Origin of the sequence: Cryobacterium fucosi, from assembly GCF_004403515.1 — a bacterium.
GTDB lineage: Bacteria > Actinomycetota > Actinomycetes > Actinomycetales > Microbacteriaceae > Cryobacterium > Cryobacterium fucosi.
In genome coordinates, this window is record NZ_SOHH01000075.1 from 28,252 (window position 1) to 48,584 (window position 20,333).

Consider the following 20,333-nt stretch of genomic DNA (forward strand, 5'->3'; position numbering starts at 1 on the left):
AACAGATCCCGGCCACACAAACCGCCTCAGGCCTCCCGGGTGATCGCCACCGTGCCGGGCCTGCAGATGCGGGTCCTCAGCCACGCCAGCGCGACCTCGACCCTGGCCTCGGGCGCCAACATCGCCGCGTTCAACCTCGGCAACGCGCTCGGCGCCTGGCTCGGCGGGCTGACCATCACGGTCGGGCTCGGCTACACCTCGCCGATCTGGGCCGGCGCCGGCGTCACGGTGCTCGGGCTCGCGGTCCTGCTCGCCGCGGCCCGCGGTGCCCGCCGCCTGGCATCCGTCGCCCGCCCGGCGACTCCCGGCACCGGCGGCAACACGGATGCCGGCCCCGCGCTCGACTGGGAACCCGCGCCGGAAACCGCCCGGGTCTGACCTGCCTCCTGTGGCCAATTCAGGAGTACTCCCTGCCCCGCCGGCAGCATCCCGCGGACCAGTGCGGCGGATGCGCGTCGCCGGCCCGGATCTCCTGAATTGGCCACGGGGGCGGCGCGCCCCCGGACGAAAGGGCGAGGGGCGCAGGGGCGGAAGGGTGGCGCGGCAGCCTCAGGCCTCCCGGGTGATCTCCACCGTGACGAAGAGCTCGGAGCCGAACGGGCCGGCGAACACACCGCGCAGCGGAGGCACGTCGTCGTAGTCGCGGCCCCGGCCGACCGAGACGTGGCGGTCGCCGATCCCGATCGAGTTGGTCGGGTCGAAGCCGCGCCAATCGCCGCAGAACCATTCGACCCAGGCATGGGATTCGCCGGTCACGGTCTCGCCGATCCCGGCATCCGGCCTGGGGTGAAGGTAACCGGAGACGTAGCGTGCGGGGATGCCGACCGAGCGAAGCGCGCCGAGCGCGATGTGGGTGATGTCCTGGCACACCCCGCGCTTGTCGGCCCACGCCTCCGCGGCGGTGGAGTGAACGCCGGTGACGCCCTGCACATACTGCATCCGGTCGCCGATGGCCGTGCAGATTTCCAGCGCGGCGTCGCACGGGCTCTCGTGGCGGGACACGATCTCGGCGGCCAGGGCCTGCAGATCGGCGGGCGGCTCGGTGAGCCCGGTCTGCCGGGAATGCTCTACCGTCGCGGTGCTGCGCACGGCGGTCGAGGCCAGCTCGGCCCAGCGCATCGGATGGGCCAGGTGGGTGAGCGGCCGCACCTCGACCAGGCTGGTGGCCGTGAGGGTGAGCTCGGCGTGCGGAGTGAGCACCTCGAACGACGACACCTGGGTGCCCCAGTAGTCGATGTAGTGGTGGTTGCTCGACACCGGCGAGATCTCGAGGTTGGAGTACAACACCAGCTGCTCGGCTGAGCTGACCGGCAGCATCCTGGCCTCGTTGTAGGAGGCACCCACTTCGCCCTGGTAGCGGTAGCCGGTGCGGTGCCGGATCCGGAGCCTGTTCACGAGGCCTCCCCCGTCCAGGTCGGCACGGTGCTGGTCGGGAAGTACCGCTCTCCGATGGCCTCCGAGGCGGTGCTCGTGGCCTCCTGCACGATGTCCATCTGGTGCGGCAGATCACTCAGGATGTCCATGATCGGCCGGTATTCGAGCTGGCTGCGGATCTGCCCCAGCACCCGCTGCGCCCGGCCGGACACTCCGACCCGGCCAGTTCGAGGCTCCATCTCGCGCAGGCACTGCTCGGCGCGGGACACGGAGAACACGATCGACCGCGGGAACAGCCGGTCCAGCAGCAGGAACTCCGCCGCATTCCGCGCCGACGGCACACCGCGGTAGGTGCGCAGGTACGATTCGTAGGCGCCGCAGGAGCGCAGGATCGTGGTCCAGGACGGCCCGCTCGTCTCGGTCAGCGACCGGGTCGCCAGCAGCCGGGCGGTCATATCCGCCTGCTCGAGGCTGCGGCCGAGGTTGAAGAAGTGCCAGGCCTCGTCGCGGCTGACCCCGGACTCCACGATTCCCACGGCGAGCGCGGCGCGTTCGCGCACCCAGCCGAAGAAGTCGTGGGTCTTTTCGCTCGCCACCTTGCGCGGCATCCTGGCGCTCGTCGTGTTGAGGCACTCCCACAGCTCGGTGGGCACGATTTCCCTCGCCCGCCTCGCATTCTCCCTGGCCGCCTTGACCGAATAGGCGATCGAGGCAGGATGCGCGCGGTCGACGGCCAGCGTCGCCAGCACGTCCTTACGGGTGAGCAGCCGGTCGGGCGGAACGTCGCTGCCCATCAGCTGCAACAACGACTGGCAGGCGATGCTCTCTTCGATCCACGGGTCTTCGAGCAGGAGCTGCAGGTGCACGTCCAGGATCCGGGCCGTGCCGTCGCTGCGCTCGATGTAGCGTCCGATCCAGAACAGGCTTTCCGCGATACGGCTCAACATTCCCGGACCTTCCTCTCCCCGACAGGTCGCGCGCACGCCTGTTGCTGTTGCTGTTGCTGTCGCTGTTGCTCGTTGTCGTTGAACGGCTTGTCCTGCGGTGAGTGATCGACCGCGTGCACCACCCCGGCCGAACGGACGTTCGCCGCCTGGTTCGCGACCAGCCCCTGCACGGAGCGCGCCGCCGCCTCGGCGGAGAAATCCGGTTCGGAGCCGATCACCCAGGTGTCCTTCGAACCGCCGCCCTGGCTGGAGTTGACGACGAGTTCGCCCTCGGGCAACGCCACCCGGGTGAGGCCGCCTGGCAGCACCCAGACGTCGCTGCCGTCGTTCACGGCGAACGGGCGCAGGTCTGCGTGGCGCGGGCGCAGGCCGTCTTCGACGAGGGTGGGGATGGTCGACAGCTGAACGACGGGCTGGGCTATCCAGCCGCGCGGGTCCCTGACCAGCAGCTTCCGCAGGGTCTCCAGTTCGGCAGCGGATGCCGCCGGCCCCACCACGAGCCCCTTCCCGCCCGACCCGTCGACGGGCTTGACCACGAGCTCGTCGAGCCGGTCGAGCACCTCCTCGAGGGCGAGCGGGTCCTCCAGCCGCCAGGTGTCGACGTTGGGGATGATCGCCTCCTCGCCGAGGTAGTACCTGATCAGCTCGGGCAGGTAGGTGTAGACGAGCTTGTCGTCGGCGACGCCGTTGCCCACCGCGTTGGCGATGGTGACGTTGCCGAGCCTGGCGGACATCAGGATGCCGGGCGACCCCAGCTGGGAGTCGGCGCGGAACTGCAGCGGGTCGAGGAACTCATCGTCGACCCGGCGGTAGATCACGTCGACCCGGGTCGGGCCGGCGGTGGTGCGCATCCAGACCCTGCCCCCGGAACAGAACAGGTCGCGGCCCTCGACGAGTTCGACGCCCATCAGCCGGGCCAGCAGGGTGTGCTCGAAGTATGCCGAGTTGAACACGCCGGGGGTGAGCACGACCACGTTCGGTTCGTCGATCCCGGCCGGGGCGGAGGCGCGCAGAGCCTGGAGCAGCTTGTTCGGGTAGTCCCCGACCGGGCGCACCCGCATCGACGCGAACAACTCCGGCAGGGTCTGGGCCATCACCCGCCGGTTCGAGATGACGTAGCTCACGCCGCTGGGCACCCGCACATTGTCTTCGAGCACCCGCCAGGCGCCCTTCTCGTCGCGGATGAGGTCGATCCCGGAGACCTGGATGCGCACGTTGTTCGCCGGAACGATTCCGGCCGCCTGGCGGTGGAAGTGGTTCGAGGAGCTGATCAGCCCGGCCGGGATGACCCCGTCGTGCACCGCTGCCTGGGGACCGTAAATGTCGGCGAGGAAGGCCTCGAGCGCGAGGACGCGCTGTGTGATACCTGCCTCCACGGTGACCCATTCCTGTTGTTCGATCACCCGTGGCACGGCATCGAGCGGGAAGGGGCGTTCCTCGCCCGCGAAGTCGAAGGTCACACCCTGCGCGAGGTAGGAGGAGGCGAGGGCATCCGTTCGCCCGCGGAGTTCCTCCTGCGTCATCTGAGCCAGCGCGTGGAAGACGTCCTTGTACGCCGCGCGGGCTTCGAACGGTGTGAGTGAGGTGAGGTCGGGGAACATCTCGTCCCAGGCGCTGGGGGCGCCTCGTTCCGCCCGGAGTGCCGCGGTAGCGCCGTAGCCCGTGAACAGGTCAACCATGATGGGAGCGTAGCCGCACCGTGTTGCCGGAATGTTTCACGGAAACGTCGAGAGAACGGCATACAACGGTTCCCCAGTTCGGGCCCAAACGCGGGCCGGTCGCGACTACCGGTCGGAGCTACCGGTCGGCGTCGGCGTCGGCGACCGTCGGCGCGACGGCGTTCCGCGCCGCGAGGATGTGCGAGCGCATCGCCACCTCGGCCCAGACCGTGTCGCCGGACCGCAGGGCGGTGAGGATGTCGCGGTGGTGGTGGTTGCTCACCGCCCGGAAGCGCGCCCCGTCACGGCGGAAGTAGCTGCTCATCATGGGAACGCGGGTGACGGATGCCGCGAGCGCGATCAGCTGGGTGCTCTGGGACGCGGCCACGACGATGTGGTGGAATTCGGCGTTGAGCTCGCTGAGCCGGGAGATGCCGGCGTCGTCGGTTGCCCGCACGAACGCCTCCATCTGCTCGATCAGCACCGCGAGCCGCTCGAGGTCCGCCTCCCCGATCAGCTCCGCCGCGAGCCCGGCCGCCCGGCTCTCCAGGGTCGCCCGGAGGAAGTACGTCTCCCGGAGCGCATCGGCCGTCCAGGCGACGACGGTCGCCCCGCGATTGGGCACGAATTCGACCAGGCCGGCCTCGTCGAGCCGGCGCAGCGCCTCGCGGATGGGAGTGCGACTGACCCCGAGTTCCTCGGCCAGCGCGGCCTCGCGCAGGGTGGCGTTGGCCGGCAGGTCGCCGGAGAGGATGCGTCCGCGCAGGGTCGCGTACGTGTTCTGGCCCCCGGTCACCGCCACTTCGCCCCCAAGTCGCACAACGCTAGAACCTCACTATGGCACAACCGCCAGCGCAGGACAGTTCGGCCTGGTCTGCCCCGAGCGCGGCGGCAAGCGCCCGGAGCCGGCCGGCGCGCTCCCGGCCCGGTCCCGGCGCGCTCCCGGCGCGGTCATGCCCGCTGCTCAGGCGAATGCGTTCAGGCCGGTCAACGCCCGGCCGAGAACAAGCTGATGGATCTCATCCGTGCCCTCGTAGGTACGCACGGACTCGAGGTTCGCCATGTGCCGCATCACCGGGAACTCGCTGGTGATGCCGTCCCCGCCGAGGATCGTGCGCGCCTCACGTGCGATCAGGATCGCCTCGCGCACGCTGTTGAGCTTGCCGACGCTGATCTGCGCCGGGGTGAGCGCGCCGCGTTCCTTGAGCCGGCCGAGGTGCAGGGCGAGCAGCACTCCCTTCTCGTACTCCACGAACATGTCGGCCAGCTTGGCCTGGATGAGCTGGGTGGCGCCGATCGGTTTGCCGAACACCTCGCGGGTCTGCGAGCGCCCGATCGCCGCGTCCAGGCAGCTGCGGGCGGCGCCCATCGCCCCCCAGACGATGCCGAATCGGGCCTCGTTCAGGCAGCCGAACGGCCCGGAGAGCCCCCGGGCGCCGGGGAGGATCGCGTCGCCCGGCACGCGCACCGCGTCGAATTCGACGTCACATTGGATCGACGCGCGCATCGAGAGCTTGTTGTCGATCGGCGTCGCCGTGAACCCGGGCGTCCCGGTCGGCACGAGGAAGCCGCGCACGCCCTCGGACGTCTCTGCCCAGACCACCGCGACGTCGGCGATGCTGGCCAGGCCGATCCAGCGCTTGGAGCCGTCGAGCACCCAGTCGTCGCCGTCCCGGCGGGCCGTGGTCTTCATCGACGCCGGGTCGCTGCCGCCGGTCGGCTCGGTGAGCGCGAAGCAGCCGACGAGCTCGCCCGCGGCCATTCCGGGCAGCCACCGCTGCTTCTGCTCCTCGGTGCCGTACTTGTGGATGGCGGACATGGCGAGTGAGCCCTGCACCGACACGAAGGTGCGCCAGCCGCTGTCCGCGGCCTCCAGTTCGAGGCAGACCAGGCCGTAGCTCACCGCCCCCGCGCCGGCACAGCCGTAACCGTCGAGGTGCATGCCGAGGAAGCCGGCCGCGCCGAGTTCGGCGACCAGCTCCACCCGGAATCGCTTGTCCTCGAAGTCCTGCTCGATGGCGGGCAGGATGCGGTTGGTCGCGAACGCGCGGGCCTTCCGGGCCCAGGCGATCTCGTCGGCCTCGAGCAGGTCGTCGAGATCGAAGACGGCGTCCACGAGGGGGCTGTGGACGAGCGGGGTGGGGCGGCCTGAGGCGGTCACGAGTGTCCTTTACGGTGTCAGCGGAACGGGGTCAGCAGAACGGTGTCCGGGGGAACGGTGTCCGGGCGGAGCCAGCCGGCGCCGTCGTGCTCGCCGAGCCGCGGCGGCGGCAGGCGGTAGGCGGCAGGCCGGCCAGCGAGGTGGATGGGGTTGGCAACCTGGCGGCTGCCGGACACCTCGACCACCGGGGCAAGCCCCAGCGCGGCGGCGAAGGCCAAGGCCTCGTCGATGGTGTTGACCAGGCCGGCCGGCACCCCGGCATCCGTCAGCGTGCCGACCCACTCGGCGGCCGGCTGCGCGCGCAGGAGACGCTCGAGCAGCGTCTTCAGCTCGGCCCGGTGCCGCACGCGGGCGGTGTTGCCCTCGAAGCGCGGGTCGGCGGCCAGCTCCGGCGCCCCGAGCAGGCGCACGAGGGTGCGGAACTGGCGGTCGTTGCCCACGGCGAGCACGAGCGGCCGGTCCTGCCCGGCGAAGAGTTCGTATGGCGCGATGCTCGGGTGCGCGTTGCCCATTCGGGCCGGCGGCCGACCGGTGGCCAGGGTGCCGGCGGCCTGATTGGTGAGCGCGGAGAGCAGGGTTCCCATCAGGTCGACCTCGACCCTCTCGCCGGTCGGGGACGCGGCGCCGGCGGCGGAGCGGGCGGCATCACGGGCCCGGAGCGCGAGCAGGATGCCGCTGAGCGCGTTCAGCCCGGCGAGCACGTCGACGAGGGCCACGCCGACCTTGCTCGGTGCGCCGTCGGGGGCGCCCGTCACGCTCATCAGGCCGCCGACGGCCTGCACCAGCAGGTCGTAGCCGGGCAACCGGGCGCCCGCGCCGCCGCCGAACCCGGTGATCGAGCAGTAGACCACCCCCGGATTGGCCCTCGCCACGGCGTCGAAGCCCAGCCCGAACCGGTCGAGCACCCCCGGCCGGAAATTCTCGACGACGACATCCGCCGTCTCGGCCAGGCGCCGGGCGGCGGCGAGGCCGGCCGGGGTGGCCAGGTCGCAGACGATCGCGCGCTTGTTCCGGTTCACCGACCCGAAGTAGGTGGACTCCCCCTGCGCGTCCACCGGCGGCAGCCACTGCCGGGTGTCGTCTCCCTGCGGGCTCTCGATCTTGATCACGTCCGCGCCGAAGTCCGCGAGCATCATGGTGGCGTACGGTCCGGCGAGCACGCGGGAGAAATCGGCGACCCGAACCCCGGCCAACGGGCCGTCCTGCCCGTGCGTCCCCTGCAGCAATCGCCCACCTCGGTCCCGGTTCCACGACGGATCACCGAGCACCGGCAATGGTCGCACTTGATTTGATCCTATATCGCATGATTAAGTTCCCGCCACCCGACGGGGTGTCGGCTAGATTGGGCCTATGAAGGCTCAGCTGCGTCCCGGTGCCCGGGAAGCGATCTTCGCGCAGCTCATCGAGGCCGGCCGCGCCGAGCAGGTCGCGCGCCGCCTCACCGACGCCATCATCCTCGGCGTCCTCACCCCTGGCGAACGTCTCCCGAGCGAGCAGGAGCTGGCCCGCCGGTTCGGCGTTGCCCTGATCACGGTGCGCGAGGGCCTGGTCATCCTGCGCGACGCCGGCCTGGTCGAGACCCGGCGCGGGCGCGGCGGCGGCAGCTTCGTGATCAAGGCGGATGCCCCGCACGACACGCTGCTGCAGGCCAGGCTGCGCGGCCTCGCCCAGGTCGAGCTCTCCGACCTGGCCGTCTACTTCTCCACGATCGCGGAAGGCTGCGCCGAACGAGCCGCCCTCCGCGCCTCCGCCGCCGAAGCCGAACGGCTGGACGCCTGGCTGCTCCACGCCGACTTCTCGACCACCGCGGCCGCGCGCACCAACGCGGGCGGCTTCTACCTCGAGCTCGCCGTGCTCAGCCAGTCCGCGCGACTCGTCCGCGAGCAGATCCGCCTCCAGGCGGAGTTCGGGCCCCTGCTCTTCCTCGGGCTCGGCGACCCGGACACCCGCGCTCTGATCACCGGGCTGAACGGCCGGATCGCCCTGGCCATCACCCGCGGCGACGGCCAGGCCGCCCGCACCCTCGCCGCCGACCAGGTGCGGCTGCTCGGCGAGTGGCTCCTGACCATGAAGGCCCGGATCGAACGAGGAGGATACCGTGATGACGCCATCGTCGCCGACGCCTGAGACGGCCAGGCCCACGGCGCGCCCGGCCGGCCGGACCACCGCCGACAGTTGCGCCGCCGAGGTCGGCGAGATCTTCGCGCGGGTGTTCAGCACCCTCGACGACTGGCGCGACGGGATCGCCGCCGCTGTTCCCGACCGGGCCGACCTCGACGTCCTGGTGGAGTCCCTCGTCGTGCCGGCGCTGCTCGCCTCCGCTGACTCCCCCGTCGCCGACGCCCCGCCGGCCACCGAATCGCTCCTGATCGGCGCGGGCTTCATCGCCGCCCCGCAGTATGTGAACGGCCGAGACGCGCACTTCGCCTGGTGGCTCGGCCCGCTCGCGTCGAACCCGCTGCTCGGCAACACGAGCGGCGCCAGCCGGCTCGACCTGGCCACCCGGGTGCACACCGAGTACCTCCGCGACTTCCGCGAACTCGAGTGGTACGCCGTGCCGGAGGCCACGAACCAGACCCACGTGACCGGCCCCTACGTCGACCAGCTCTGCACCTGCGACTACATCATCACCCTGACCATGCCGGTGAGGCTGGGCGAGCGGATGATCGGGGTCGTCGGCGCCGACGTGTATGTGAAACGCCTGGAGCAGGTGCTGCTGCCGCACTTCCTCGCCCTGCCCGGCCCGGTCGTGCTCGTCAACCAGGCGGGCCGCGTCGTGATCTCGACCGAGCCGACGCTCCCGGCCGGCGACATCCTGCCGAACCGGCGGCACCCGGCCGACGACTACGACCTGCTCCCCTGCCCGGGTACCCCGTTCCTCATCGCGACCCGCATCGGCTCGGCCGCAATTTAAACATTGCATTCCGGATGATTTAGGGTAACGTCGTGCAGGCGAGCCTCCCGGCTCCCGGGCGACACGGCTGTCACGGCCGGCTCTCCACACTCCCGAAAGGCCGCCATGCCCATCCGCGAACTCCGCAACTTCGTCAACGGAGCGTACGTCGACTCCGCCGCCACCGGCCGACTGGACATCATCAACCCGGCCACCGAAGAGGTCTACGCGCAGACGCCCATCTCCACCGACACGGATGTCGCGGCCGCCTACGGCGCCGCGGCCACGGCCTTCCAGACCTGGGGCGAGACGACACCGGGCGAACGCCAGTTGGCGCTGCTGCGCTTCGCCGACGCCCTCGAGGCCCGCACCGAAGAGATCGCCGACGTGGAGTGCGAGAACACAGGCAAGCCGCGCGCCGGGATCGTCGGCGACGAGATCGAGGTCATGATCGACCAGGTGCGATTCTTCGCCGGGGCCGCCCGCGTGCTGGAAGGCAAGTCGGCCGGCGAGTACCTCAAGGACCACACCTCGATGGTGCGCCGGGAGCCGATCGGCGTGATCGGCCAGGTCACCCCATGGAACTACCCGATGATGATGGCGATCTGGAAGATCGCCCCCGCACTCGCGGCCGGCAACACGGTCGTGCTCAAACCCTCGGACTCGACCCCGGTGTCCACGCTGCTGCTGGCCGAGATCGCCGCCGAGTTCCTGCCCGCCGGCGCCTTCAACGTCGTCGCCGGCAACCGGGAGACCGGCCGCGCCCTGGTCACCGACCGCACCCCGCAGATGATCTCGATCACCGGTTCGGTGCGCGCCGGCATGGAGGTCGCCGGTGCCGCGGCCCTCGACGTGAAGCGCGTGCATCTCGAACTGGGCGGCAAGGCCCCGGTGATCGTGTTCAACGACGCCGACATCGCGGCGGCGGTCGAGGGAATCACCGCGGCCGCGTTCTACAACGGCGGCCAGGACTGCACCGCGGCCACCCGGGTGCTCGTGCAGGCCGGCGTGCACGACGAGTTCGTCGCCGCCCTCGCCGCCCACGCCAGGGACAACGCGAGAACCGGAGGCCCGCGGGAGGACGGCATCCTCTTCGGCGCCCTCTCCAGCGCCGACCAGCTCGCCCGCGTGCAGGGCGTCATCGAGCGACTCCCCGACCACGCCGAGATCGCCCTCGGCGGACACCGCCAGGGCAGCGTCGGCTACTTCCACGAGGCCACCATCGTCTCCAACCTGCGCCAGGGCGACGAGGCCGTGCAGAACGAGATCTTCGGGCCGGTCATCACGGCGCAGAAGTTCACCGACGAGGCCGAGGCGCTCACCTGGGCCAACGACGTGCAGTACGGCCTCGCCTCCTCGGTCTGGACCCGGGACCATTCGACCGCGATGCGGATGGCCAAGCGTCTCGATTTCGGCTGCGTCTGGATCAACACGCACCTCCCGCTCGTCGCCGAGATGCCGCACGGCGGGTTCAAGCATTCGGGCTACGGCAAGGACCTCTCGATGTACGGCCTCGAGGACTACACCCGGATCAAGCACGTGATGAGCTACATCGGCTGACGGATGGGGGCTGGACAGGGCGGCCCGGTCAACGGATGATCATGGTGGAGGACACCATGGAGATCCTGCAGGTTGCCCAGCACGCCGACGACCTCGACCGGGCGTCCGCCTTCTACGAGTTGCTGCTCGGGGGTCCGCCGGCCGCCCGGTTCGATCCCCCCGGCCTGCTCTTCTTCAACGTGGGCCGGTCCCGCCTGCTGCTCGAGCGGGCGGCGGCATCCGCCCTCGTCTACCTCCAGGTCGACGATGTGGCGGCGACGGTCGAGCGGCTCCGCGGGCTGCGGGTGGAGATCGTCGACCCGCCGCACATCATCTTCAGCCACACCGACGACTCGCTCGGCCCGGCCGGAACCGACGAGTGGATGGCGTTCATCCGCGACAGTGAGGGCAACACGGTCGGGCTGGTCAGCCACGAGCCGCGCCACGACCCGTAGTCGTCGATCACGCCGGGTCTCGACAGGCTGGCAGGCTCGACCACCGGTGATTGAGCTCGTCGAAATCACCCTCGCTCGGTCTCGACAGGCTCGACCACCGGACAGGCTCGACCACCGGACAGGCTCGACCACCGGTGATTGAGCTCGTCGAAATCACCCTCGCTCGGTCTCGACAGGCGGGGCCACCGACAGGCGGGGCCACAGGGCGACGCGATCGCCGTGGCCGCGATGCTGCGGGCACACCCCGAGAACGCGCGGGAGACATCCGTCACCGACTGAGCACCGCTCGACCGGACGCCGTCCGGCCGAGCGCTCCTTAACGGGTGAAGGGCCCGTCGCGCGACGGGCCCTTCACTCTTGTGCGGGTGCTTAGATGCTGTTCACATCGAGCGGGATGCCGGGGCCGAACGTGGTCGACACGGCGCCCTTCATGATGTAGCGGCCCTTGGACGAGCTCGGCTTGAGGCGCACGATCTCCTCTAGCGCTGCGGCGATGTTCTCGTTCAGCTGCTCGGCGGTGAAGGATGCCTTGCCGACGACGAACTGCACGTTGGCGTGCTTGTCGACGCGGAATTCGATCTTCCCGCCCTTGATGTCGGACACGGCCTTCGCGACGTCGGGCGTCACGGTGCCTGTCTTGGGGTTCGGCATGAGGCCACGCGGGCCGAGCACCTTTCCGAGACGGCCGACCTTGCCCATGAGCTCCGGGGTCGAGACGGCGGAGTCGAACGAGGTGTAGCCGGCGGCCACCTTCTCGATGAGCTCGTCGCCACCGACCTCGTCGGCGCCGGCTGCGATTGCAGCATCGGCGGCCGGGCCGGTTGCGAAGACGATGACGCGGGCGGTGCGACCGGTTCCGTGAGGAAGAATGACGGTTCCACGCACCATCTGGTCCGCCTTGCGCGGGTCGACGCCGAGCTTGAGGGCAACCTCAACGGTCGAGTTGAAGTTCGCCGAACCGGTCTCGCGGGCCAGCGTGACGGCCTCGACGGGGGTGTAGAACCTGTCGGCTTCGATCTTCTCGGCCGCGGCCCGGTAGGCCTTTGACTTCTGTGCCATTTGAATCTCCTGTACAAGAATTTGAGAGTGTGGTGCGAGCCTGGCTGGCTCTTCCACGTACTGCTGGGTGGCGGGATGCCGGGGGTTGAGGCTCAGGCCTCGACCGTGATGCCCATGGAGCGGGCGGTGCCGGCGATGATCTTCGACGCGGCGTCGAGGTCGTTGGCGTTGAGGTCAACCATCTTCGCTTCGGCGATCTCGCGAACCTGTGCCTTGGTGAGCTTCGCAACCTTGACGGTGTGCGGGGTGCCACTGCCCTTGGCGACGCCGGCGGCCTTCTTGATGAGCTCCGCTGCGGGCGGGGTCTTCAGGATGAAAGTGAATGAACGGTCGTCGTAGACGGTGATCTCCACCGGGATAACGTTGCCGCGCTGGGATTCCGTCTGGGCGTTGTACGCCTTGCAGAATTCCATGATGTTGACGCCGTGCTGACCAAGCGCCGGCCCGATGGGCGGTGCGGGGTTGGCGGCGCCGGCCTTGATCTGAAGCTTGATCAGACCGGTAACCTTCTTCTTCGGTGCCATTGTTCTTCCTTCTTTGTGATGACGAGCAGCCGCGAGGGCCGCTCTCCCGGTGGCCCGGACGGGCCCCGGTGAACTGGAAACTTTTTAGAGCTTGGTGACCTGGTCGAAGCTGAGCTCGACCGGGGTCTCGCGCTCGAACAGGGACACCAGCACGATGAGCTTGCCGCTCTCCGCCTTGATCTCGCTGATCGATCCGGGCAGGCCCGCGAACGAGCCCTCCTTGATCGTGATGGTCTCGCCGATCTCGTAGTCGATCTCGGCCGGGAGGGCGCGGGTCGGAACCTTGCCGCCATGGCCACTGCCGGACTTGGCGGTGGGGACTTCCTGGATCTCGACGAGGCTCTTCAGCATGCCGAAGGCCTCTTCGAAGCGGAGCGGGGTCGGGTTGTGGGCGTTGCCGACGAAGCCGGTGACGCCGGGCGTGTGGCGAACCACCGACCAGCTGTCTTCGTTGAGGTCCATCCGCACCAGCACGTAGCCGGGGATGCGAACGCGCGTGACCATCTTGCGCTGGCCGTTCTTGATCTCGACGACGTCTTCCATCGGAACCTCGACCTGGTAGATGAAATCTTCCATGGCCATCGACTGCTTGCGGTTCTCGATGTTCGACTTCACGCGGCGTTCGAAGCCGGCGTAGGAGTGGATGACGAACCACTTGCCCGGCTGGAAGCGCAGTTCCTTGCGGAACTCCGCGTACGGGTCCTCGTCGACGGCTTCGGTCTCGGTTGCCTCTTCGTCCTGCACGGCCTCTTCGTCCTGCACGGCCTCGACGGACGCATCCGCTTCATCGGCGGAGTCGATGTCGAGGGCGTCGTCGACGAGCGCGTCGGCCTCCGGGTCGATCGATTCGGCGAGCGCGTCGAGCGCCGCGTCGAGGTTGTCCTCGACGCCGACGTTCGGGTCGAACACGTGCACGGCTGCCCGCTCGGCGGCCTCTACGGAGTCTTCTTCGGCGGCGAGGGTGTTGCCCTCCTGCGCCTCGTCTTCGTCTGAGGACTGTTCGGCAGCGGTGGCCCAGTCGACATCGTCGTGATTCGTCTCAGTCACTAAATCTCAATCCTTATCTATTGCCTGGGCACGAAAGCGTGACCCGTTCAGCGTTGCCATGAATCCTTGCGGGAGCCGCCGGGGCGGCATCCGTTCAGCCGCTTGGCGTTCCGAACACGTATGTCACGACGAGCGCGAACACCCAGTCGAGTGCGGAAACCAGGGCCATCATGATCACCACGAAGACCAGCACGACACCCGTGTAGCTCAGGAGCTCCTTGCGGGTCGGCGTGACGACCTTGCGGAGCTCAGCCATGACCTGCTTGATGAACAGGGACATCCGAGCGAAGGGACCGCGCTTGGAATCGCGCGCCATTCTCGCGTTTGCGACGATTTCCTCACTGGGTTCGTCGACAACTTTTCGGGCCACCTGTTCACACCTTTCATGGGCCGACGGAACGCCACCGACTTGCAGGGCGGACAGGACTCGAACCTGCAACCTGCGGTTTTGGAGACCGCTGCTCTACCAATTGAGCCACCACCCTATGGAGAGAATCCTTCAGCGCCACTCTCCTTCGCGACTTTCGGACGAGTCCAACCGGACACGTCAAAAAGGGCGCAAAAAAGCATGGCAGAATTCAACTACCTCGATCAAGTCTAGGTCACTCCGGGACGAGAGTAAAGCCGGGGCCCCGCGGAGGCCGGCCGGTTGCGAGAATCACGCCCGCACGCCTCCGCCGGGGTGGCCCGCCGCCGTATGCTCGAAGCGTGGCTCACGAACTCAAGCGAATCTCTACCCGGATCGGCTCCATCGCGGAGTCGGCGACCCTCAAGGTTGACGGAAAGGCCAAGGCGCTCCAGGCGGCCGGCCGGGCGGTGATCAGTTTCGCCGCGGGTGAGCCGGACTTCCCCACCCCTCCGCACATCGTCGAGGCGGCGCTCCTCGCGGTGACGGACCCGAAGAACCACCGGTATACCCCCGCGGCCGGGCTGCCCGACCTGCGTGAGGCAATCGCGGCCAAGACCCTCCGGGACAGCGGCCTGGCGATCTCGCCCAGCCAGGTGGTCGTCACCAACGGCGGCAAGCAGGCGGTCTACCAGGCCTTCGCCACGCTGCTCGACCCTGGTGACGAGGTCATCGTCCCCACGCCCTACTGGACCACGTACCCCGAGTCGATCCGCCTGGCCGGCGGCGTGCAGGTCGACGTCTTCGCCGGCGCCGACCAGGGCTACCTCGTCACGGTCGAGCAGCTCGAGGCCGCGCGCACCTCGCGCACCAAGGTGCTGCTGTTCGTGTCGCCGTCCAACCCCACCGGCGCGGTCTACTCGGCCCAGCAGACGAAGGCCATCGGCGAGTGGGCCGAGGAGCACGGCCTGTGGGTCATCAGCGACGAGATCTACCAGAACCTCACCTACGACGGCGTCCCCGCCGTGTCGATCGTCGAGGCCGTGCCTGCACTGGCAGACCGCACCATCCTGGTCAACGGCGTCGCCAAGACCTACGCGATGACCGGCTGGCGCCTCGGCTGGATGGTGGGCCCGCAGGACGCGATCAAGGCCGCCGCCAACCTGCAGTCGCACCTCTCCTCGAACGTGTCGAACATCTCCCAGCGCGCCGGCATCGCCGCCCTCACCGGGCCGCAGGATGCCGCGCTCGCCATGCGGGACGCCTTCGACCGCCGCCGCAAGGTCATCGTCGCCGAGCTGAACAAGATCCCCGGCATGGTGACCCCGACGCCGCAGGGCGCGTTCTACGTCTACCCCGATGTCACGGGCCTGCTCGGCCGCACCTGGGGCGGCGTCACTCCGACGACGTCGCTGGAACTCGCGGACCTCATCCTCGACCAGGTCGAGGTGGCCGCGGTCCCGGGCGAGGCCTTCGGCCCGAGCGGCTACCTGCGCTTCTCCTACGCGCTCGGCGACGACGCCCTGCTCGAAGGTGTCCAGCGCCTGCAGCGCCTCTTCTCCTAGCTTTACCGCTTTACCGCTTTACCGCGAGAGTGCATCCGTCTCGTGATGGATGGGGCGGGGCGGGCGGGCGACGCTTTCGCGCGTGAGGGGAGGCGTGGGACTCTACTGGTATGGAATCCTCATCCCCGGTCGTGCGCGTGCGCGACCTGCACAAGTCCTACGGGAGCTTCGAGGCCCTCGGCGGCATCAGCTTCGACATCCGGGCCGGCGAGACATTCGCCCTGCTCGGCCCGAACGGCGCTGGCAAGAGCACGGTGATCGAGATCCTCGAGGGCTACCGCGACCGCAGCTCCGGCGAGGTGAGCGTGCTCGGCACCGACCCGCAGCGCGGCGGCCTCGACTGGAAGGCGCGCCTGGGCATCGTGCTGCAGTCCACCGGAGAGAGCGGCACCGTCACCGTGACCGAGCAGCTCAGTCACTTCGCCGGCCTCTACCCGAATCCGCGCGGCGTCGCCGAGGTCATCGCCGCCGTGGGACTCGAGGAGAAGGCGAAGACCCGCATCAGCAAGCTCTCCGGCGGGCAGCGCCGCCGAGTGGATGTCGCGCTCGGCATCATCGGACGGCCGGAGCTTCTGTTCCTGGACGAGCCGACCACGGGATTCGACCCCGAGGCGCGGCACCAGTTCTGGGACCTGGTGCGCCGGCTCAAGGCGGAAGGCACCACGATCCTGCTCACCACGCACTACCTCGACGAGGCCGCCCAGCTGGGCGACCGCGCCGGTGTGATCAGCGGCGGCCGCCTGATCGACATCGGGGCCATCGGCGAGATCGGCGGAGCCGAGGCGCGGGTTCCGCGCGTGCGCTGGCGGGACAAACCAGGCGTGGTCAGGGAGGTTCGCACCGATCGGCCAGGCCAGGTGGTGGCCGAGCTGGTCGCCGCCACGGGCGGGGAACCGGCCGACCTCGAGGTGATCCGGCCCAGCCTGGAGGATGTGTACCTGGGGCTCGTTCGCGGCACGGCCGACGGCATCCGTGGCAAGGCGGATGCTGGCGAGGAGGCGGACTACCGCGATACGGCGGGCGGCAAGGCGGCAGCCGGCGAGGCGACCGTCACGGAGGTGCGCTCATGAGCGACACCGGCACAGCCGGCGTCCGCCGCCCGGTCGACGGCATGCGGATGCGGCGGCCCGGCCTGCTCAGGCTCGGCGCCTCCCGCGTGGCCTACGAGACCCGGGTCTACTTCCGAAGCCCGGACAGCGTGTTCTTCACCTTCCTGTTCCCGTTCATCATGCTGGGCATCTTCACGGCGGCGTTCGGGGCGAGAGGCAACATCGGGACCGCCCCGGACGGCACGGGCGGCATCAGCGTCGGCGCGTACTACCTGCCCGGGATGCTCGCCGCGGGCATGCTGCTCTCCGGCGTGCAGAACCTCGCGGTGGACATTGCCGGGGAGAAGGGCGACGGCACCCTCAAACGCCTCGGCGGCACGCCGCTGTCCCCGCTCAGCTACTTCATCGGCAAGATCGGCATGGTGCTGGTGACGGGCACGATTCAGGCGGCGCTGCTGATGCTCGTGGCGCGGTTCGTGCTGGGCATCGACCTGCCGACCGACCCGGACACCTGGCTGACCTTCGCCTGGGTGTCCCTGTTCGGCGTGATCACCTGCGCCTTCCTCGGAATCGCGCTCTCGGCCCTCCCCCGCTCCGGCAAGAGCGCCACGGCCGTCGTCATCCCGATCGTGCTGATCCTGCAGTTCATCTCGGGCGTCTACCTGCAGTTCTACCTCCTGCCGGAGTGGATGCAGAACCTGGCGAGCCTGTTCCCGCTGAAGTGGATGGCGCAGGGCATGCGCGCGGTGTTCCTGCCGGAAAGTTTCTCAAGCCTGGAGCAGTCCGGTTCGTTCGACCTCCCGCTGGTGGCCCTCAACCTCGGTATCTGGCTCCTGGTCGGGCTCGTGCTCAGCCGGGTCACGTTCCGATGGATCCGCAAGGACGCCTGAACGCCGGGACCGTGACCCGGGCGATGGCGCTGGGCTTGCCGTAGCGGGGCATCCGTGGCCGGTCGGGGTGCCGCCGCGGCGTCCCGGACGGAAGGCGTCCGGCTGGGAACGCTCGCGGCGCACCCTGCGGAACCCGGCGCAGGGTGCACCATGCGCCGGCTTCCCGAACCTGCGCCACGAGCGAGAACCGGCGGCGCGGGGCTAGAGGTCCAGGCCGACGAGCAGGGGCTCCGGCTGCAGGATGACGCCGAACTCCGACTGTACCCGGCCCTGCACGAAGCGGGCGAGCTGGCCGACCTCGTCCGCGGTCGCCCCGCCGCTGTTGGTGAGCGCGAGGGTGTGCTTGCCGGAGATCGCCGCCCGTGACCCCGGCAGCCGGAAGCCGCGCGAGATCCCGGAATTCTCGATCAGCCAGGCGGCGCTGAGCTTCACGAGCCGCGCCGGCGTCGCATCCGGAACCGGCCCCACCCCGTAGTACTCGTCGAGCGGGATGACCCGGTCGGGCAGTTCCAGGCCCCCGAGCGGCCAGCGCGGCGCCGCATCCGGCATCGTGCGTGAGAAGGCCAGCGACACGATCGGGTTGGTGAAGAACGACCCGGCACTGTGCGTGTCGGGGTCGCCGGCGTCGAGGACCATCCCCTTGGCGCCGCGCAGGGCGAGCACGGATGCCCGCAGCGCCTCGAGCGGCACCCGGTCGCCGACCTGCACCCCGAGCGCCGCGGCCAGCTGCGGGTAGGCGACGGGCCGGCTGAGCGCACTGCCGAGCACGGATGCCTCGGCCCGCGTGTCGTGCAGCTCCAGTTCGACCGCGAGCACCAGCCCGAGAAGCCCCTGTTTGAGCGCCGAGGTGCGGTAGCCGAGCTCGAGCTCGGCCGCCTCGATCCGGCGGCGGGCGCCGGTCCCGTGGTCGAGGAAGTCGATCGCGACCAGGCTGTCGGAGAGCTCCTGGCCATAGGCGCCGATGTTCTGCACGGGGGAGGCCCCGGTCGAGCCGGGGATACCGGAGAGCGCCTCGAGGCCCGACCAGCCCTGCGCGACCGTGTGGGCGACGAGGTCGTCCCACGGCTCGCCGCCCTGCACACGCAGACGCACCCGGTCCGGCGCGGCAGCGCCGCCCGCACCGGGCTCCAGCACCGTCACGCCGCGGGTGAGCACCCGGATCACGGTGCCGTCGAAGCCGTCGTCGCAGACGACCGTGTTCGAGCCGCCGCCGAGCAGCATCCACTCGTCGCCGGATCCCCACACGGTGAGGGCGGCCAGGGCCAGCTCCGACTCGGTGGCCGGGGCGAGCAGCCGCGCCGGCATCCCGCCGACGCGCATGGTGGTCAGGTCGGCGAACCGGGGGGCCCGACCGGCGAACGCCACGGAATCAGGCACGGAATCAGGCATCCGTGCGCGGCGCGGCGGCGAGGCTGACGCGCGCCTGCGCCTTGCCGAGCACGGTCGCCTCGTTGAACGTCACGGTGAGGTCGATGCGCGCGACGCCGGCCTCCGCGTCGATCGCGCCGACCTTGGCGACGACCGTCACGACGGCGCCGCCGGCCGGGTCGACGAGCACCGGGCGGGTGAAGCGCACCTGGTAGTCGACGATTCTGCCGGGGTCGCCGACCCAGTCGACGACCGGCTGCACGGCCAGGCCCATCGTGAGCATGCCGTGCGCGAGCACGCCGGGCAGCCCCACGGAGACGGCCACATCGTCGCGGTAGTGGATGGGGTTGAAGTCCCCGGATGCCCCGGCGTAACGCACGAGGGAATCGCGGATCAACGGGAAACTCGCTTCGGCGACGACGGCGCCGACGGCCAGGTCATCGAGGCGGGGCGTGGTGCCGATGATGCTCATTCGTCTCCCCTGACGACAAGGGTGGAGGTCGCGGTCACGACGTGGGCGCCGGACGCGTCGACGACGCGGGACTCGGCCGTCACCATCGAATGGCCGCCGAGGCTTTTCACGCTCGCCACGGTCAGCGTCGCCGTGAGCTCGTCGCCGGCGACGATCGGGCGGCTGAAGCTGAACCGCTGGTCGCCGTGCACGACCCGGCTGAAGTCGATGCCGGCATCGGGCTCGGCCAGCAGCTGGGCCAGGGTCGCTTCCTGCACGACCACCGCGAAGGTGGGCGGGGCGACGACGTCGGCGTAGCCCGCTGCGCGCGCGGCTTCCGGGTCGTGATTGATCGGGTTGGTCGCGAAGACGGCGCGGGAGAACTCGCGCACCTTCTCCCGGCCGACGAGATAGGGGGCGACCGGCGGGAAGACCCGGCCCTGCAGTTCGGGGTTGACAGACACAGGAGGAGTTTACCCGTCGCGGTGGGAAGCGGGCCGATCGGGCAGACTGAGGGGTGTGAAACTCGCCCGCGTTCGCCTGGCCGACCCCGAGGTCGCCCCTCTCCTCGCCGACCTCCGCCGCGAGTACGAGGAACGCTACGGCGACGGCGACTCGGTGCACGACGTGGAGGCGGACGCCTTCGACCTGCCGCACGGCGGCTTCGTCGTGCTGCTGGACGGCGCGAACACCGTGGCGGGCGGCGGCATCCGTCGCCTCGACGACGCCACCTGCGAGGTCAAACGGATGTGGACCAACCCGGCCTACCGCCGGGCCGGCCACGCGTCGGCCGTGCTCGCCGCCCTCGAGGAGCTGGCCCGCGAACTCGGCTACCGGCACGTGCGGCTGGAGACCGGCTACGCCCAGCCGGAGGCGCTGGCCCTCTACCGCCGCCTCGGCTACCGGGAGATCGGCAACTACGGCATCTACGACCGGGCGACCGGGTTCGAGCGGTCGTTCCCGGCCGAAGACGCCTCCCTCTGATCGCGGACGCCCCGCCTGCCGAC

General features: G+C 69.9%; 21 protein-coding genes, 1 tRNA gene and 1 pseudogene. 9 read left to right on the forward strand and 14 right to left on the reverse strand.

All coding sequences use genetic code 11. The features are described from left to right. Window positions 1-45: 45 nt before the first annotated feature. A pseudogene (locus E3T48_RS11125) lies at window positions 46-378 on the forward strand (hypothetical protein); the annotation flags it as partial. Between the two features lie 171 nt (window positions 379-549). Here the strand turns inward: E3T48_RS11125 and E3T48_RS11130 are convergent. The 6 genes from E3T48_RS11130 to E3T48_RS11155 all read right to left on the reverse strand — a co-directional run bounded on the left by E3T48_RS11130 (window position 550) and on the right by E3T48_RS11155 (window position 7,366). Further along, a complete protein-coding gene (locus E3T48_RS11130) occupies window positions 550-1,395 on the reverse strand; it encodes a transglutaminase family protein (RefSeq protein WP_134524127.1) in 846 nt (281 codons plus the stop codon). After that, window positions 1,392-2,321: an alpha-E domain-containing protein gene (locus E3T48_RS11135; protein ID WP_134524128.1), complete on the reverse strand. Its 930-nt coding sequence runs from the start codon at window positions 2,319-2,321 to the stop codon at window positions 1,392-1,394. The genes E3T48_RS11130 and E3T48_RS11135 overlap by 4 nt, the downstream gene beginning before the upstream one ends. Further along, window positions 2,315-4,000 carry a circularly permuted type 2 ATP-grasp protein gene (locus E3T48_RS11140; RefSeq protein WP_134524129.1) on the reverse strand — a complete coding sequence of 562 codons (1,686 nt, stop codon included), beginning with the start codon at window positions 3,998-4,000 and terminating at the stop codon, window positions 2,315-2,317. The genes E3T48_RS11135 and E3T48_RS11140 overlap by 7 nt, the downstream gene beginning before the upstream one ends. Window positions 4,001-4,118: 118 nt before the next feature. Beyond that, window positions 4,119-4,775 carry a GntR family transcriptional regulator gene (locus E3T48_RS11145; RefSeq protein WP_166789707.1) on the reverse strand — a complete coding sequence of 219 codons (657 nt, stop codon included), beginning with the start codon at window positions 4,773-4,775 and terminating at the stop codon, window positions 4,119-4,121. A 168-nt stretch (window positions 4,776-4,943) separates the two neighbouring features. Further along, window positions 4,944-6,095: an acyl-CoA dehydrogenase family protein gene (locus E3T48_RS11150; RefSeq protein ID WP_134524207.1), complete on the reverse strand. Its 1,152-nt coding sequence runs from the start codon at window positions 6,093-6,095 to the stop codon at window positions 4,944-4,946. A gap of 62 nt (window positions 6,096-6,157) precedes the next feature. Next, on the reverse strand, window positions 6,158-7,366 hold the full coding sequence (locus E3T48_RS11155; RefSeq protein ID WP_174844156.1) for a CaiB/BaiF CoA transferase family protein: 1,209 nt from the start codon (window positions 7,364-7,366) through the stop codon (window positions 6,158-6,160). Between the two features lie 124 nt (window positions 7,367-7,490). Between E3T48_RS11155 and E3T48_RS11160 the strand changes: the two genes are divergently transcribed. The 4 genes from E3T48_RS11160 to E3T48_RS11175 all read left to right on the forward strand — a co-directional run bounded on the left by E3T48_RS11160 (window position 7,491) and on the right by E3T48_RS11175 (window position 11,027). Continuing rightward, window positions 7,491-8,267 (forward strand): FadR/GntR family transcriptional regulator, encoded by a 777-nt coding sequence (locus tag E3T48_RS11160; protein WP_134524131.1) that lies wholly within the window; start codon window positions 7,491-7,493, stop codon window positions 8,265-8,267. Beyond that, on the forward strand, window positions 8,242-9,054 hold the full coding sequence (locus E3T48_RS11165) for a cache domain-containing protein (protein WP_420898369.1): 813 nt from the start codon (window positions 8,242-8,244) through the stop codon (window positions 9,052-9,054). Before E3T48_RS11160 ends, E3T48_RS11165 begins: the two co-directional genes overlap by 26 nt. A gap of 105 nt (window positions 9,055-9,159) precedes the next feature. Continuing rightward, complete coding sequence (locus tag E3T48_RS11170) at window positions 9,160-10,593, forward strand: aminobutyraldehyde dehydrogenase (RefSeq protein WP_134524133.1); 1,434 nt, start codon at window positions 9,160-9,162, stop codon at window positions 10,591-10,593. 56 nt (window positions 10,594-10,649) lie between these two features. Next, window positions 10,650-11,027 carry a VOC family protein gene (locus E3T48_RS11175; protein WP_134524209.1) on the forward strand — a complete coding sequence of 126 codons (378 nt, stop codon included), beginning with the start codon at window positions 10,650-10,652 and terminating at the stop codon, window positions 11,025-11,027. 369 nt (window positions 11,028-11,396) lie between these two features. Here the strand turns inward: E3T48_RS11175 and rplA are convergent, their stop codons facing one another. The 5 genes from rplA to E3T48_RS11200 all read right to left on the reverse strand — a co-directional run bounded on the left by rplA (window position 11,397) and on the right by E3T48_RS11200 (window position 14,142). Further along, a complete protein-coding gene (rplA, locus tag E3T48_RS11180; RefSeq protein WP_134524134.1) occupies window positions 11,397-12,086 on the reverse strand; it encodes a 50S ribosomal protein L1 in 690 nt (229 codons plus the stop codon). A 92-nt stretch (window positions 12,087-12,178) separates the two neighbouring features. Then, on the reverse strand, window positions 12,179-12,610 hold the full coding sequence (gene rplK / locus E3T48_RS11185) for a 50S ribosomal protein L11 (RefSeq protein ID WP_134424703.1): 432 nt from the start codon (window positions 12,608-12,610) through the stop codon (window positions 12,179-12,181). Between the two features lie 84 nt (window positions 12,611-12,694). Beyond that, complete coding sequence (nusG, locus tag E3T48_RS11190; RefSeq protein WP_134524135.1) at window positions 12,695-13,657, reverse strand: transcription termination/antitermination protein NusG; 963 nt, start codon at window positions 13,655-13,657, stop codon at window positions 12,695-12,697. 94 nt (window positions 13,658-13,751) lie between these two features. Beyond that, window positions 13,752-14,027, reverse strand: coding sequence for a preprotein translocase subunit SecE (secE, locus tag E3T48_RS11195; protein ID WP_134524136.1), 276 nt, complete (start codon window positions 14,025-14,027; stop codon window positions 13,752-13,754). Window positions 14,028-14,069: 42 nt separating this feature from the next. Beyond that, a tRNA-Trp gene (locus tag E3T48_RS11200) sits at window positions 14,070-14,142 on the reverse strand. A 223-nt stretch (window positions 14,143-14,365) separates the two neighbouring features. Between E3T48_RS11200 and E3T48_RS11205 the strand changes: the two genes are divergently transcribed. The 3 genes from E3T48_RS11205 (at window position 14,366) to E3T48_RS11215 (ending at window position 17,507) form a co-directional block, all read left to right on the forward strand. After that, a complete protein-coding gene (locus E3T48_RS11205; protein ID WP_134524137.1) occupies window positions 14,366-15,568 on the forward strand; it encodes a pyridoxal phosphate-dependent aminotransferase in 1,203 nt (400 codons plus the stop codon). 110 nt (window positions 15,569-15,678) lie between these two features. After that, a complete protein-coding gene (locus tag E3T48_RS11210; protein ID WP_134524138.1) occupies window positions 15,679-16,638 on the forward strand; it encodes an ABC transporter ATP-binding protein in 960 nt (319 codons plus the stop codon). Next, window positions 16,635-17,507, forward strand: coding sequence for an ABC transporter permease (locus tag E3T48_RS11215; RefSeq protein WP_241986772.1), 873 nt, complete (start codon window positions 16,635-16,637; stop codon window positions 17,505-17,507). Before E3T48_RS11210 ends, E3T48_RS11215 begins: the two co-directional genes overlap by 4 nt. A gap of 201 nt (window positions 17,508-17,708) precedes the next feature. Here E3T48_RS11215 and E3T48_RS11220 read toward each other — a convergent pair whose 3' ends face one another. The 3 genes from E3T48_RS11220 to E3T48_RS11230 are packed head-to-tail and all read right to left on the reverse strand — an operon-like array spanning window position 17,709 to window position 19,790. Next, a complete protein-coding gene (locus tag E3T48_RS11220; RefSeq protein WP_134524139.1) occupies window positions 17,709-18,896 on the reverse strand; it encodes a UDP-N-acetylmuramate dehydrogenase in 1,188 nt (395 codons plus the stop codon). Beyond that, the gene (locus tag E3T48_RS11225; protein WP_134524140.1) at window positions 18,889-19,347 is read right to left on the reverse strand and encodes a MaoC family dehydratase; all 459 of its coding nucleotides are present in this window, start codon (window positions 19,345-19,347) and stop codon (window positions 18,889-18,891) included. The genes E3T48_RS11220 and E3T48_RS11225 overlap by 8 nt, the downstream gene beginning before the upstream one ends. Then, on the reverse strand, window positions 19,344-19,790 hold the full coding sequence (locus tag E3T48_RS11230; RefSeq protein WP_134524141.1) for a MaoC family dehydratase N-terminal domain-containing protein: 447 nt from the start codon (window positions 19,788-19,790) through the stop codon (window positions 19,344-19,346). Before E3T48_RS11230 ends, E3T48_RS11225 begins: the two co-directional genes overlap by 4 nt. A gap of 55 nt (window positions 19,791-19,845) precedes the next feature. Between E3T48_RS11230 and E3T48_RS11235 the strand changes: the two genes are divergently transcribed. Next, window positions 19,846-20,310: a GNAT family N-acetyltransferase gene (locus E3T48_RS11235; protein ID WP_166789708.1), complete on the forward strand. Its 465-nt coding sequence runs from the start codon at window positions 19,846-19,848 to the stop codon at window positions 20,308-20,310. Window positions 20,311-20,333: the final 23 nt, after the last annotated feature.

Bases quoted from the DNA above. Each gene is read 5' to 3' on its own strand.
- E3T48_RS11135 (WP_134524128.1), bottom strand. From the start codon at position 2,321: ATGTTGAGCCGTATCGCGGAAAGCCTGTTCTGGATCGGACGCTACATC.
- E3T48_RS11140 (WP_134524129.1), bottom strand. From the start codon at position 4,000: ATGGTTGACCTGTTCACGGGCTACGGCGCTACCGCGGCACTCCGGGCG.
- E3T48_RS11160 (WP_134524131.1), top strand. From the start codon at position 7,491: ATGAAGGCTCAGCTGCGTCCCGGTGCCCGGGAAGCGATCTTCGCGCAG.
- E3T48_RS11165 (WP_420898369.1), top strand. From the start codon at position 8,242: ATGACGCCATCGTCGCCGACGCCTGAGACGGCCAGGCCCACGGCGCGC.
- E3T48_RS11170 (WP_134524133.1), top strand. From the start codon at position 9,160: ATGCCCATCCGCGAACTCCGCAACTTCGTCAACGGAGCGTACGTCGAC.
- E3T48_RS11175 (WP_134524209.1), top strand. From the start codon at position 10,650: ATGGAGATCCTGCAGGTTGCCCAGCACGCCGACGACCTCGACCGGGCG.
- rplA (WP_134524134.1), bottom strand. From the start codon at position 12,086: ATGGCACAGAAGTCAAAGGCCTACCGGGCCGCGGCCGAGAAGATCGAA.
- rplK (WP_134424703.1), bottom strand. From the start codon at position 12,610: ATGGCACCGAAGAAGAAGGTTACCGGTCTGATCAAGCTTCAGATCAAG.
- E3T48_RS11210 (WP_134524138.1), top strand. From the start codon at position 15,679: ATGGAATCCTCATCCCCGGTCGTGCGCGTGCGCGACCTGCACAAGTCC.
- E3T48_RS11215 (WP_241986772.1), top strand. From the start codon at position 16,635: ATGAGCGACACCGGCACAGCCGGCGTCCGCCGCCCGGTCGACGGCATG.
- E3T48_RS11220 (WP_134524139.1), bottom strand. From the start codon at position 18,896: ATGCCTGATTCCGTGCCTGATTCCGTGGCGTTCGCCGGTCGGGCCCCC.
- E3T48_RS11225 (WP_134524140.1), bottom strand. From the start codon at position 19,347: ATGAGCATCATCGGCACCACGCCCCGCCTCGATGACCTGGCCGTCGGC.